Raw genomic sequence first — 13,373 nt, forward strand, 5'->3', positions numbered from 1 at the left:
AATGTATAAATCTAAAATAAAATATCTCTTTTTTGTCTTGATCACGCTATCTGTGGCATGTTCAAATGATCAAAAAGAAAATGCGAAAAGTGAAGCCCCTATTGAGGAGGCAAATGAAGAGGCAAGTGGTCTTGAACTTACAAGCGAACAAATGAAAACCGTTGGGATTACCATTGGTGAAATCGAACAGAAGAACTTAGACGCTGTTGTTAAGGCTAATGGCCAATTAGCAGTGCCGCCTCAGAATAAAGCCGATGTGAGCATTCTTTCGGGAGGAATTATCACCAGAATTAACGTGCTAGAGGGTCAACAAGTGAGAAAGGGACAGGTGCTAGCCACAATCAACAACCAAGATCTGATTAAAATTCAGCAGGATTATTTAGCTAGTAAGAACAGCTTCACCTATGTGCAGGCAGAGTATGAACGTCAAAAACAATTACAGGCCGCTGATGCTGGAACGGGCAAATCCTTTCAATCTGCACAAGCTACTTACAATGCTGAAAAGTCAAAATTGAATGCATACGAAAGTCAACTTCAACAACTTGGCGTATCTCCCGCTAGTATCGCAAAGGGCAAGATTGTTTCCCAATTCCCCGTCTTGTCTCCAATAAACGGTACAGTTGGTCAGATTACGGCAAATACAGGAGCGTTTGTTCAGCCCGGCACATCAATTATGGAAGTTGTAGATAACTCAAAGATACATTGCGACCTTACCGTTTTTGAGAAAGATCTGATGGCTGTGCGTGTTGGACAGAAAGTAAGTTTTCAATTGACTAATCAAGAAAACCAATTGATCAGTGGACGAATAAATGGCATCAATAAATCATTTGAGAACGAGAGCAAAGGTGTAGTTGTTCATGCGGTTATTGATAATGCGGGAAACAAAAACCTGATTCCTGGCATGTATGTTACCGCATTGATTAGTACGGGAAGCAAACTTACTGCTGCACTTCCAGTTGATGCGGTTGTCCGATCAGAGGGAAAACAGTATATTTTTATCGTAACCAGTGAAAAAGAAAGTAAGGCTGACACCTTCCACTTTGTAAAAACAGAGGTGAAAACTGGTGTTGTTGAGCAGGGATATGTACAGATTATCTTTCTGGAGGAGTTGCCAAAGAATGCTAAGGTTATAACTAAGGGCGCATTTTATCTCCAGTCAAAATCCGCTGGTGGAGCAGAGGAAGAATAATGAAACACTTAGAGTCTAGACTTACAGAAAAAAATATAAAGCCAACCGCTATGCGGTTGGTTGTTCTGGATTCTTTGATCAGACAATCATCTGCCCAGAGTCTTACAGATATGGAACTTAAGATGGAGCGTTTAGATAGGGTCACGCTGTATAGAACCATAAGGACTTTTGAGGAAAATGGTCTCGTGCATCGAATTGAAGATGGAAGCGGAATTACCAAATTTGCACTTTGTGCATCAGGATGTGACATAGAAGGCCACCATGATCTCCATCTGCATTTTTATTGTACAGAATGCAGGGAAACCCACTGCCTTCCAAAAACAATCATACCGGAGATTAAATTACCCAAAGGTTACCAGTCTTTAGAAACCCAACTGATTGTTAAGGGTGTCTGTAGAAGCTGTGGAAGTTAATGTTTGCAATACAATTGCAACAGATTGTAGTTTACTTTTGTTATTAATTAAAAACATGAACAATCAATTCGAAAATATCGACGTGGAATTAAAAGATCTAAGGCCTACGGTTAGGGTAAAAGCATTAGAAATTTTAGAGGCCATGCCAGAAGAAATGAAGACAGATCGAATGTCAGCTTTAAAAAATGCGATTGAGCAGGCAGAAAACTGGTTCATGGATTCTGAGGGATAAATATTAAAATACCGTTATGAAAGACTGTTGCGAAAACGACGATAAAAAAAACGTAAAGACCAAGCACCTTGTTAAGGATGCAAAGGCTTCACCAAAAATAAAGGAACCTGAAAATTCAGATGAAGAAGAAGAAGAGCATGACCACGGCCATGCTGATCCAAATCAGCCACAGTGGAAGCAACATCTTGGCCTGTTAACTGGACTTTTAATATTGGTCTGTGTACTGGTTATGGACTATGGCTTTGGCGTTAAGCTTTCCAAATGGGTTTCACTTGGCGTCAATAGTGTAGCCTTTTTGTTGGCTGGTTGGAGTGTACTAGGCTTGGCATTCCGCAAGGCAATTAGAGGCGATATTTTCAACGAGTTTGTGCTGATGAGCGTTGCCACCTTAGGTGCATTCTATATTGGAGAATACTCAGAGGGAGTAGCTGTAATGGTATTTTATTCCATTGGAGAGTGGTTTCAAGACTCTGCTGTTGATCGGGCTACTGCGAGTATCAAAGCACTGCTGGATATTAGGCCCGACGAAGTAACGGTGATAAGGGACGGAAAAACCCAGGTCATTCCGTCGGCGGAAGTTAAAATGGGAGAAATTATTCAGGTTAAGGCAGGTGAAAAAGTGGCACTTGATGGCAAACTTGTTTCCGATAAAGGCTCTTTCAATACTGCCGCACTCACAGGTGAAAGTCGCCCAGATAGTAAATATAAAGGCGAAGCAGTTCTTGCCGGAATGATCAACTTAAATACAGTTTCGGAAATTGAAATAACGGCTCTGTTTAAGGATAGCAAATTGAGCAAGATATTGGAGATGGTACAGGATGCTTCTGCGAGAAAATCACAGACCCAGCTTTTTATCTCAAAATTTGCAAAAATTTATACACCAATAGTTTTCTTTCTAGCGATAGCGCTTGCTCTAGTTCCCTATTTCGTAGTAGAGAATTATGTTTTCAACGATTGGTTGTACAGGGCGCTTGTTTTCCTTGTAATCAGTTGTCCTTGTGCACTAGTGGTCTCTATTCCGCTGGGCTACTTCGGTGGTATTGGGCTAGCTTCTAAAAATGGAATCCTATTTAAAGGTGGAAACTTTTTGGACGTGATGACCAAGATCAACACGATTGTGATGGACAAGACTGGTACGCTTACCAAGGGAGTCTTCAAGGTTCAGAAGGTAGTAACTGAGGGAATTACAGAAAAGGAATTGGTTAAGCTAGTGGCTATCCTCGAAAAAAACTCAACACATCCAGTTGGACAGGCCATTATTGAATATGCTGGGAAAGAAGCTGATAGTGGAAAGGCAACTGCTGTGGAAGAAATTTCTGGACATGGTCTAAAAGGAAAAGTGGATGGCAAGGACGTGTTGGCAGGAAATATAAAATTACTACAAAAGTATAAGATTGAGTTTCCGAAGGAGGTAGAAGAAATTGTAGACACTATAGTGGTAATTGCAATCGATAAAAAATACGCTGGCTATATTACCATTGCAGATGAAATTAAGGAAGATGCGGCCAAAGGGATTAAAATGATGCACGACCTTAATATTAGAACGGTAATGCTTTCAGGCGACAAACAATCAGTAGTAGATCAGGTAGCGAAAAAGCTCGGAATTGACGAGGCTTTTGGCGACCTATTGCCAGAGGGAAAGGTTGAAAAAGTCGAGGCACTGATAAAAGAAGGCAGGCATATCGCATTTGTTGGCGACGGAGTAAATGATGCACCTGTTATTGCGCTTGCTGATGCAGGAATTGCAATGGGCGGTCTTGGAAGTGATGCGGCAATCGAAACAGCTGATATTGTAATCCAGAACGATCAAATTGTGAAGATTGTTTCAGCATTGAAGATTGGAAAACTTACACGCAACATTGTTTGGCAGAATATCATCCTTGCGATGGCGGTAAAGGTTGCGGTGCTGTCGCTAGGTGCTTTTGGTGTCGCAAATCTTTGGGAAGCAGTAATTGCCGATGTTGGTGTAGCTTTTTTGGCAATACTTAATGCAATCAGGATCCAGCGTAAGCATATATAATTTTATTTGCCTATGAATAACAAAGGTCGAAAAAGGTCAAGAAAAAAGTTGACCACAGCTTATATTGTGAAAATGACTTTGTTTTGGACGATGTGGATTGTGTTAGGAATCGCTGTAATTATGAAATTTTTCCATGTATTTAAGCTTCACATTTTAAACTAATGCGATTTTTGTAAATGATATAGATTCTAAATGAATTTCAAATAAGTTAAGAAAGCCGGGTCTCCCCGGCTTTCTTGCTATTTACAGGTTTTTTTACACTCACCCAAAGCTTTACACGCTTTACTACAAGTATCCATGCAGTTTGGCTTACCACACGTTTTTGAACACTTTGTACAACTGTTCATTTTGCTGTTACAGCAAGGGGTATTAGCGTAAGAAATAGAAGATATAGATAATAGCATCACCATTGCGGTGAAAAAATACTTTTTCATGATTTTTGATTTTAAGATTAATAATATTTATAGTACAGGTAGACGTACAGAAATTATTATTAAACTTTTGGAGGATGCCAACCGATTTGTGTAAATCCAGAAACGATGTCCATGTCGAAGATATATTGGGACACGCTTTCGTTCAGTACATATTGGTTCGGTAATACCAACTGCTCTGCCACGACAAAGCCACAACGGGCGTAGGAAACCATACGATTACAAGCCTTGCTGTCACAACCTTTGTCCTTTTGCTCAGGTTTTCCATGCTTACAAGAAGCACCCGTGCAGCAATTGGTTATCGATTTAGATTGCGCAGTGCTTCCAACTCCCTGAACGGAAGATAGGAACATTAGGCAAGATAACAATATGTAGGCAAGCGGTTTCACAATACAAATAACGTAATTTCATTTCAATATGTTTCTTAATCAAGAAATTATTATTATCTATTGCAATTATGACAACATAAGGCATAATTTATAAAGAAAACTTTCGATAGCAATCTCTTACTCTCTACATTATCCCTTACGAAAGAAATTATGCAACTTTTTCACAAAATCATGTAAAAATCGAGAGAGGGTACCGTCGTAAATTTGTTTATCAATAATTAAGTAATGAAAGCTCAAAACGATATTCAAACTCTTTCGCTCCCAGTTCTTGGAATGACATGTGCTGCCTGTGCAAACAGTGTGGAAAGTATGATCGCCGCCCAACAAGGAGTTGAGAAAGCAGAGGTTAACTATGCTGCTCAGACAGTTAAGGTTTCCTATCATCCAGATCAGGTGCAGCCGACCGCGTTCCAAAAAGCAGTACAGTCAATAGGCTACGATCTGATCATGGATACCGAAAGCGGAAAGGAAAAACAGGAAGAGGTACAGCAAAAAAACTATAGTTCGCTAAAGAAGCGTATGATAGCATCTGGGATATTAACACTTCCAGTGGTAGCTATTGGGATGTTCTTTATGGATATCCAATATGCAAATTATTATATGTTGGCACTAACTACACCAGTACTTTTTATTTTTGGAAAAAACTTCTTTGTTAACGCCTTCAAACAGGCAAGGCATGGTAGAGCAAATATGGATACCCTTGTTGCCTTGAGTACTGGCATTGCATACCTTTTCAGTCTCTTCAATACACTATATCCAGAATTTTGGCACCAAAGAGGGCTTCATCCACATGTCTATTATGAAGCCGCCGCCGTGGTCATCGTATTTATCATGTTGGGGAAACTGCTCGAAGAACGTGCAAAATCCAATACTTCTTCCGCCATCCAAAAGCTGATCGGACTACAGCCAAAAACGGTGCTTGTTATCACCGAAAATGGAGAGAAAGAAATTCCGCTTTCTGATATTGCAATTGGCGATAAAATACTTGTGCGTTCTGGTGAAAAGATCCCAGTAGACGGCGAAATATATGAGGGCGAATCCTACGTGGATGAAAGCATGATTTCTGGAGAACCTGTAGCAGTTTCGAAAAAAGTAGGAGCTCAGGTCTTTGCAGGAACAATCAACCAAAAGGGAAGCTTTCGATTTGTAGCCCGAAAGGTCTGTGGGGAAACAATGCTTGCACAGATCATAAAAATGGTGCAAGATGCCCAAGGCTCTAAAGCTCCAGTACAAAGGCTCGTAGATAAAATTGCAGGGATATTTGTTCCGATAGTTATCGGTATCTCAGTGCTTACCCTTATAATATGGGTAGTGGTTGGTGGTGAAAATGCCCTGACCCAGGGAATGCTGGCGATGGTTACCGTACTGGTTATTGCCTGTCCTTGTGCGCTCGGCCTTGCAACTCCAACAGCTATTATGGTAGGTGTTGGCAAGGGCGCTGAAAACGGTATATTGATAAAAGATGCCGAAGCTCTGGAACTTGGCCATAAGGTTAATGCAGTTGTTCTCGATAAGACCGGAACTCTTACAAAAGGCAAACCTGAAGTAACGGAACTCCATTGGCAAAATGAGGTCGATACCGACAAGCAAAAGCTTATTGGTATCCTGTTTGCACTTGAACAGCAATCTGAACATCCGCTTGCTGAAGCTATTGTTCGCCATCTACAAACAGGAAATGTTAACCCGATAAGAGTTACGGGGTTTGAAAGCCTTACTGGAAAAGGCGTACGAGCTACATTTGAAGGACAAAAGTATTGGGCAGGCAGCCATAAAATATTGAAAGACGCTGGTATCGAAGTTGAAGAAAATTTACAGCAGTCAGTGAAAAAGTTACAGGAACAGGCAAAGACGGTAATTTATTTTACCAATGAAAATAAAGTATTAGCCACTATTGCCATTGCCGATCAGATCAAAGATGGTTCTGCCCTTGCTATCTCTGAACTTTTGAAGCGTAATATTGCAGTGTATATGCTCACTGGAGATAACGAACAAACTGCGGCCGCTGTAGCAAAACAGGTTGGGATTACAGATTTTAGGGCCGAAGTGCTACCTTCCGAAAAAGCAAAGTTCATTAAGGAACTACAATCGCAGGGAAAAATAGTTGCCATGATCGGTGACGGTATTAATGATAGCCATGCCCTGGCACAGGCCGATGTGTCGATTGCCATGGGGAAAGGCTCGGATATTGCAATTGATGTTGCCAAGATTACCTTGGTTTCCTCCGATCTTTTACAGGTTCCCAAGGCCTTGCGTCTGTCGAAGCTCACTGTTCGCACGATACGCCAAAACCTGTTCTGGGCATTCATTTATAACTTGATAGGAATTCCCCTTGCTGCTGGTATTTTATATCCAATCAATGGCTTTCTGCTAAATCCGATGATCGCGGGTGCAGCAATGGCGCTTAGTTCTGTATCGGTGGTAAGCAATAGTCTTCGCTTAAAATTTTCTAAACTTATTTAAACAATCACAATCATGGAAACATTAAAATTCAAAACAAATATCAAATGTGGTGGCTGTATAGCTGCCGTTACCCCCCACCTGAACAATCTTTTAGCTATTGAAAAATGGGAAGTTGACACGCAGAATCCAGACAAGATATTAACAGTGGAGGGAAAGCAGGGAATCGATACCTATCAGGTTATCGACACGCTTGAAAAGGCTGGTTACAAGGCAGAAAAAATTTAATTCGGTTTTCATTTTGGCAAGGACGTCATTTTGTTATCAATTGATGTTCTTCCCATTGATAATTATCTCGTTGAAACAAAGCGTATATTAGCATTTAATCTAACCTATAGGGTATGTTGTTATCAATAAAAAACATGGTGTGCGACCGTTGCATTTCGGTGGTGACACAACAGCTTCAGCACCACGATCTCCAGGTTGATGATATTTCACTTGGGCAGGCCGTTGTTTCTCCCGAGCCTTCGGAGGAATTGTTGAGCGAAATTTCCGCCTCGCTTAAAATTTTGGGCTTCGAACTGATTGACAGGGATAAGGATAAGATGGTTGAGCGGATCCGTAACACGATAATTGAACTCATACACCATTCACCACATCCCGAACTTCACATTGTTTTCAGTGAAGCGTTGAGTGATCGATTGCACCGGGAATATAGCTACTTGAGCAGGTTATTTTCCGAAAGTGAAGATACTACCATTGAAAAATTTATCATCCAGCAAAAAATAGAGAAGGTAAAAGAGCTTATCCAATATGGTGAACTTAACCTAAATGAAATAGCTTGGAAGATGGGTTATAGTAGTAGCGCCCACCTTTCCAACCAGTTCAAGTCAGTAACAGGTTTATCGCCTAGTCAATTCAAAACATTAAAAGTTAATGATCGAAGACCATTAGACCAGATATAGAGGACAAGGAATTATGTAAATTTTTCGCCTAATTGTGTAATAACCAAAACTCTTACTTCGCTATCTTTGTTCATATTAAAATAATAGCTTACTTTGTACTAATGAAAATCAGTCTGTCAATAAAGTTTAAGGCCGTGTTTCTGACAATTCTATTCCTTTCGAATACAGTTGTTGGCTTTGCCTGTACTATTGGTGCAGATATGGTAATTAACAAAGAGCACCACGACGAACATTCTACAATTCCCGTAACTAGGGTTCATAATCATCCAAAAGGCACGAAACCTCACAGCCATTCAAATAAAAACACCGAATCTTCTGCCGCTCACTCTCATAATAAAAAGCAAGAGGGTAAAAAAGATAATTGTTGCAAAGATGAAGTAGCCAAATTTGTAGCAGTTGACAAGCAATTAAGCAAAACTATATCCATAAAGTCACCGCAGATATTTGCAGATCTTCTTCATCCTGTTTCTATTTTGGTAGATGTTGAAATGGCTAACTTCCACACGCCAGACAACAGTTATTTTGTTAGGTGCCACCATCCCCCCATACCTGATATCCGCATTGCGGTACAGAGTTTTCAGATTTGATTTAATGACTGTTTTATTTTTTTGACGGTAGAGAAATGCCGTCAACGTAATAATCTATGTACATTAAATTAATACAAAATGAAAAAAATATTTTTATTGGTTGCCGTAATCGCAACAACTTTGGTGCAGGCTACTTTTGCACAGGAACATAATGGACATGATGCCAATACATCGGTGCTGGCATCATACTATTCACTTAAAAACGCTCTAGTTGCAGGCGATGCAACCCTTGCAAGTGCAAAGTCGCTCGAACTTGTCAAGTCCATCGAAAGTACCGATAACAAAATTATTGGAGATAAGGACAAAGCAGAACTGTTGAAGCATTCGACAATGGTATCCAAAACGACGGATATCAAGGCCCAAAGGGAGGATTTTGCACCGCTTTCAACGGCAATGATTACACTGGCAAAGTCTGGAAAGCTATCTGCCGACCCTATTTATGTACAGTACTGTCCGATGAAAAAGAGCAGCTGGCTCAGCAGTGAAAAACCTGTCAAGAACCCTTACTATGGTAGTGCCATGCTTACCTGTGGAAAAATTTCTGAGACCATCAACTAATTATTCCTGTACAGTCCACAGGCATATATGCTGGGGACTGTACTTACCTTTCTTAAAGTCCAAAAAAATGAAAAATATCTTCTTAGGCATGGCAATGTCGAGCTTGGTGCTCGCTGCATGCAATAGCAATAAACAGACTAATGGCGATGCAAAAGATACTATTGCCAAAGGTGCAGTAACAGCAGAAGCAAACAAAGTCTCCGCTATCGATGCGGTTACCAAAGATTACCTAAAACTTAAAAATGCCCTTGTGGAGGACAATGATAAACAAGCAGCAGAAGCAGGTAAAAGCCTTGTCACTTCGCTTGCAGCTGTGGACAAAACTTCACTCTCGGCCGAGCAGGCAAAAGTCTTCGAAGACATCAATGCCGATGCAAAGGAGCATGCGGAACACATTGGTTCAAATGTGGGAAACATCAAACATCAACGTGAACATTTCGAAACGTTAAGCGGTGAAATCTATGACCTCTTAAAAGCAGATAAAGCTACAGGACAAAAACTCTTTTACGACAACTGTCCAATGTACAATAAGGGAAAGGGAGGAAACTGGATCAGTGAAACCAAGGAAATCAAAAACCCCTACTATGGGAAATCGATGGTTGACTGCGGAAGCGTAAAAGAAGAACTGAACTAATATGACTGGCAAAAGGAAAGTTTTTTTTGGCATTGCGGCGGTTTTTCTACTGTTGCAATTCTTACAACCAACGAGAAACAATGGTGGAGACCCCCGCCATATTAAATTCTTGCATACTTTTCCGGTTCCAGAAAATGTTGGAAAGATACTAAGCAACTCGTGTTTCGATTGCCATAGCAATTATACCAAATACCCATGGTATACAATGATCCAACCTTTCGGTAGATGGATGGGGTCACACATTGCTGAGGGAAAATCCGAACTGAACTTTGATGAGTTTGACAGCTATAGCAATCGAAGAAAGATGAGCAAGCTCAAGTCTATTTCATCTAGTATTGAAGACAGAAGCATGCCGCTTCCTTCCTATACCATGATCCACCAGAGTACAAAGCTTTCTGCAAAGGAGCAGAAGATAATAACAGATTGGGCCAGTGCAGTACTGGACAGTCTGGAAAAAAAAGATAACAGATGAAAAAGATAATATTATTAATTTTGGCTGTCTTCACGTTGCAGATGGCCAATGCGCAACACGACCAGCATGGAACAGCGTCAACAGCCGTTAAAAATGCTGACATCTATACATGCCCCATGCATCCAGAAATACAACAGGGAAAACCTGGCAAATGCCCAAAATGCGGAATGGCATTGGTGATGAAGAAACCAGTAGCCGTTAAGAAGCAACCCGTGAAAAAAGCTTCGCCTGCTGTAAAGCAAACAGTGCCAGCAAAAAAGGAAGCTGAAAAGATGGAGATGGGAACCAGCAAAACTTCTGATAGCAAGCCGTCTGGTGAAAAAAGTGCATCGTACACTTGTCCGATGCATCCAGAAATTCATCAAGATGCGCCAGGAAAGTGCCCGAAATGCGGAATGAAGCTGGTTTCAGAAAAAACTAAGTCTGAGAACAAAAGCCACGATGGCATGGATATGCCTGGCAATACATCGAAAACAGCAATGGAAGACATGGATATGAACGACAATGATGCAACACTGACCAACATCAAGAAAGCAAAGGCTAACCTCGGCCCTATAAAAACCATAACTAACAGTGCCAAGCCCAGAACGGTACGTTACGATCTATATATTGCAGATACTACAGTTACGTATGGCAAAAAACCAAGACGTGCCATTGCCGTTAATGGACAGATCCCTATGCCAACCTTGATATTTACAGAAGGTGATACCGCAGAGATCTATGTACACAATAACTTGGATGAAGAAACATCGTTGCACTGGCATGGCCTTTTTCTTCCCAACAAGGAAGACGGTGTTCCATTTTTGACCCAAATGCCGATTAAACCGCATACGACCTATATTTACAGATTTCCAATTGTGCAGCACGGAACTCATTGGTACCATAGCCATAGCAAGTTACAGGAACAGATAGGGATGTATGGTTCGTTTATCATGAACAAACGTAATAAGGAATGGGATATTCCAACATTGCCAATTGTAATTAGCGAATGGACAGATATGAAGCCAGAGGAAGTCCATCGCAGTTTAAAAAATGCAACCGACTGGTTTGCCATTCAAAAAGGTGCTACACAAAGTTATGCGGAAGCCATTCGATCTGGAGAGTTTAAAACGAAAGTGAACAATGAATGGAAGCGGATGAACGCTATGGATGTAAGTGACGTATATTACGATGCTTTTTTGATTAATGGAAAGAACCAGAACGTACAGACCCAATTTAAGGCTGGCGATAAGGTAAGGCTACGCATAGCCAATGCTGGCGCATCTGATTATTTTTGGCTGACCTATTCTGGCGGAAAGATTACTGTTGTAGCCACTGATGGAAACGATGTAGAGCCAGTTGAAGTAGATCGACTGATTATTGCTGTATCTGAAACCTATGATGTAGTTGTTACCATTCCCGAAAATAAGAGCTATGAATTTTTGGTGACCCCAGAAGACAGGACAAAATCTGCATCCCTGTGGCTGGGCAAAGGCGAAAAAGTTCCCGCCAAGTCACTTCCGAAACTCAAATATTTCGCAGGGATGAAAATGATGAACGACATGATGGACATGCAGGGTAACATGATCGAGATGGACGGTATGAAGATGCAGAACCAAATTATGGACATGAATACGGTGATGTATCCTGAAATTACTGGTGAAGAGCCTGCTAAAAAAAGTCCAAAAGCTGAAGACAAAAGCATGGCGGGAATGGATATGGGGACTACTAGCTCGGATATTGTCACCCTTAACTATGATATGTTGAGAGACCCAAAAATAACCACGTTACCGAGAGGGCCATGGAAGGAAATTAAGTTTGAGCTCACGGGCAACATGAACAGGTATGTTTGGAGCCTTGATAATAAAACAGTTTCAGAAACCGATAAGATACTGATAAAGAAGGGCGAAAACGTTAGGATTATTCTCTACAATAATAGCATGATGCGCCATCCGATGCACTTGCATGGCCATGATTTTAGGGTAGTGAATGCGCAGGGAGATAATGCTGTTATGAAAAATGTTCTGGATATCATGCCAATGGAACGTGATACCATAGAATTTGCCGCAACTGAACCAGGCGGAGATTGGTTTTTCCATTGCCATATCCTTTACCACATGATGAGCGGCATGGGCAGGGTTTTCAGCTATGAGAACTCGCCAGCGAATCCAGAAATCCCCAATCCACGACTTGCCCAGCGCAAATTGTTCAGCGACGATAGGGAATTCCATCTGATGGGAAACATTGGACTGGAAAGCAACGGTAGCGATGGTGAAGTGATGTTGGCGAATACGCGATATCGTTTTTCTAGTGAATTTAGGTTGGGATTGAAGTCAGAACATGGGAATGAAGTAGAAACATATTTCGGCCGCTATATTGGAAAAATGCAATGGTTCATGCCCTTCATTGGATTTGATTATCACTATAATAGTATGGGCAATACGGCAGAGAAAAATATGTTTGGACAGCTCAGCAATCAGATGAACAGAAAGGCAGCTGTGATTGGTGCGCAATACATTCTTCCAATGTTGGTTACTGCCGAAGCTCGTCTGGACAGTAAAGGCAAGTTTCGTTTTCAATTGATGCGTGAGGATATGCCATTGAGCAAAAGATTAAGGCTAAATATTATGGGAAACACGGATAAGGAATATATGGCTGGACTTAGATACATTGTAACTAAATACTTTTCATTTTCTACCCATTATGATAGCGATATGGGTTATGGAGGAGGAATCACATTGACGTACTAATTTATTTTAGGGGAGTAAGAAATGGTCTTTTTCCAAGATATAATTTAGTGATACACATCATTTTAGTAGTTGATGAGGGTCAATAGATTAGATGGTGTCTAAGCGTACATTCGGTAAACAAATTATAGAAATCATGAAAAAAATCCATTTCTTATTCTCCTTAATGTTGATGGCATTAACAGTACTTACAGTCAATGTCTTCGGTCAGACAAAAGCATAAAAAGTGAAAGTGGAATTGCAATAGTACACTAGAGATTTTGTTTCGTCAGATATTTTTTTTTGAGATGCATTTATTTAGATTCCTCTGGATGCAATTTATGCGGCTTTTTTGCTGTTCCTCATCGTTTTTTCAAACTC

12 protein-coding genes are annotated in these 13,373 nt (G+C 40.7%); all 12 read left to right on the forward strand.

The features are described from left to right. Position 1: 1 nt before the first annotated feature. The 12 genes from LUA86_RS18620 (at position 2) to LUA86_RS18675 (ending at position 13,016) form a co-directional block, all read left to right on the forward strand. The gene (locus LUA86_RS18620; RefSeq protein WP_109923924.1) at positions 2-1,189 is read left to right on the forward strand and encodes an efflux RND transporter periplasmic adaptor subunit; all 1,188 of its coding nucleotides are present in this window, start codon (positions 2-4) and stop codon (positions 1,187-1,189) included. Continuing rightward, entirely contained in the window at positions 1,189-1,602 is a 414-nt protein-coding gene (locus LUA86_RS18625; RefSeq protein WP_109923923.1) for a Fur family transcriptional regulator, read from the forward strand. Before LUA86_RS18620 ends, LUA86_RS18625 begins: the two co-directional genes overlap by 1 nt. Beyond that, on the forward strand, positions 1,577-1,834 hold the full coding sequence (locus LUA86_RS18630; RefSeq protein ID WP_231465629.1) for a hypothetical protein: 258 nt from the start codon (positions 1,577-1,579) through the stop codon (positions 1,832-1,834). The genes LUA86_RS18625 and LUA86_RS18630 overlap by 26 nt, the downstream gene beginning before the upstream one ends. A 16-nt stretch (positions 1,835-1,850) precedes the next feature. Next, entirely contained in the window at positions 1,851-3,854 is a 2,004-nt protein-coding gene (locus LUA86_RS18635) for a heavy metal translocating P-type ATPase (protein WP_109923921.1), read from the forward strand. A gap of 1,045 nt (positions 3,855-4,899) precedes the next feature. After that, positions 4,900-7,134 (forward strand): cation-translocating P-type ATPase, encoded by a 2,235-nt coding sequence (locus LUA86_RS18640; protein ID WP_109923919.1) that lies wholly within the window; start codon positions 4,900-4,902, stop codon positions 7,132-7,134. 12 nt (positions 7,135-7,146) lie between these two features. Beyond that, complete coding sequence (locus LUA86_RS18645) at positions 7,147-7,359, forward strand: heavy-metal-associated domain-containing protein (RefSeq protein WP_109923918.1); 213 nt, start codon at positions 7,147-7,149, stop codon at positions 7,357-7,359. Between the two features lie 113 nt (positions 7,360-7,472). Then, positions 7,473-8,036 (forward strand): AraC family transcriptional regulator, encoded by a 564-nt coding sequence (locus LUA86_RS18650; RefSeq protein ID WP_109923917.1) that lies wholly within the window; start codon positions 7,473-7,475, stop codon positions 8,034-8,036. Between the two features lie 101 nt (positions 8,037-8,137). After that, positions 8,138-8,623 (forward strand): hypothetical protein, encoded by a 486-nt coding sequence (locus LUA86_RS18655; protein ID WP_109923916.1) that lies wholly within the window; start codon positions 8,138-8,140, stop codon positions 8,621-8,623. A 78-nt stretch (positions 8,624-8,701) separates the two neighbouring features. Beyond that, a complete protein-coding gene (locus LUA86_RS18660; RefSeq protein WP_231465623.1) occupies positions 8,702-9,181 on the forward strand; it encodes a DUF3347 domain-containing protein in 480 nt (159 codons plus the stop codon). Positions 9,182-9,248: 67 nt separating this feature from the next. After that, a complete protein-coding gene (locus tag LUA86_RS18665) occupies positions 9,249-9,815 on the forward strand; it encodes a DUF3347 domain-containing protein (protein ID WP_109923915.1) in 567 nt (188 codons plus the stop codon). A gap of 1 nt (position 9,816) precedes the next feature. Next, positions 9,817-10,287 (forward strand): heme-binding domain-containing protein, encoded by a 471-nt coding sequence (locus LUA86_RS18670; protein WP_109923914.1) that lies wholly within the window; start codon positions 9,817-9,819, stop codon positions 10,285-10,287. Next, positions 10,284-13,016: a multicopper oxidase domain-containing protein gene (locus LUA86_RS18675; protein WP_109923913.1), complete on the forward strand. Its 2,733-nt coding sequence runs from the start codon at positions 10,284-10,286 to the stop codon at positions 13,014-13,016. Before LUA86_RS18670 ends, LUA86_RS18675 begins: the two co-directional genes overlap by 4 nt. The last annotated feature ends 357 nt before the right edge of the window (positions 13,017-13,373 follow it).

The organism is Pedobacter sp. Leaf132 (assembly GCF_920984695.1).
GTDB lineage: Bacteria > Bacteroidota > Bacteroidia > Sphingobacteriales > Sphingobacteriaceae > Pedobacter.

What these genes read in the sequence shown, in the direction of transcription:
- LUA86_RS18640 (WP_109923919.1), top strand. Translation starts at nt 4,900, where the DNA reads ATGAAAGCTCAAAACGATATTCAAACTCTTTCGCTCCCAGTTCTTGGA.
- LUA86_RS18635 (WP_109923921.1), top strand. Translation starts at nt 1,851, where the DNA reads ATGAAAGACTGTTGCGAAAACGACGATAAAAAAAACGTAAAGACCAAG.
- LUA86_RS18665 (WP_109923915.1), top strand. Translation starts at nt 9,249, where the DNA reads ATGAAAAATATCTTCTTAGGCATGGCAATGTCGAGCTTGGTGCTCGCT.
- LUA86_RS18660 (WP_231465623.1), top strand. Translation starts at nt 8,702, where the DNA reads ATGAAAAAAATATTTTTATTGGTTGCCGTAATCGCAACAACTTTGGTG.
- LUA86_RS18655 (WP_109923916.1), top strand. Translation starts at nt 8,138, where the DNA reads ATGAAAATCAGTCTGTCAATAAAGTTTAAGGCCGTGTTTCTGACAATT.
- LUA86_RS18625 (WP_109923923.1), top strand. Translation starts at nt 1,189, where the DNA reads ATGAAACACTTAGAGTCTAGACTTACAGAAAAAAATATAAAGCCAACC.
- LUA86_RS18670 (WP_109923914.1), top strand. Translation starts at nt 9,817, where the DNA reads ATGACTGGCAAAAGGAAAGTTTTTTTTGGCATTGCGGCGGTTTTTCTA.
- LUA86_RS18620 (WP_109923924.1), top strand. Translation starts at nt 2, where the DNA reads ATGTATAAATCTAAAATAAAATATCTCTTTTTTGTCTTGATCACGCTA.
- LUA86_RS18650 (WP_109923917.1), top strand. Translation starts at nt 7,473, where the DNA reads ATGTTGTTATCAATAAAAAACATGGTGTGCGACCGTTGCATTTCGGTG.
- LUA86_RS18675 (WP_109923913.1), top strand. Translation starts at nt 10,284, where the DNA reads ATGAAAAAGATAATATTATTAATTTTGGCTGTCTTCACGTTGCAGATG.
- LUA86_RS18645 (WP_109923918.1), top strand. Translation starts at nt 7,147, where the DNA reads ATGGAAACATTAAAATTCAAAACAAATATCAAATGTGGTGGCTGTATA.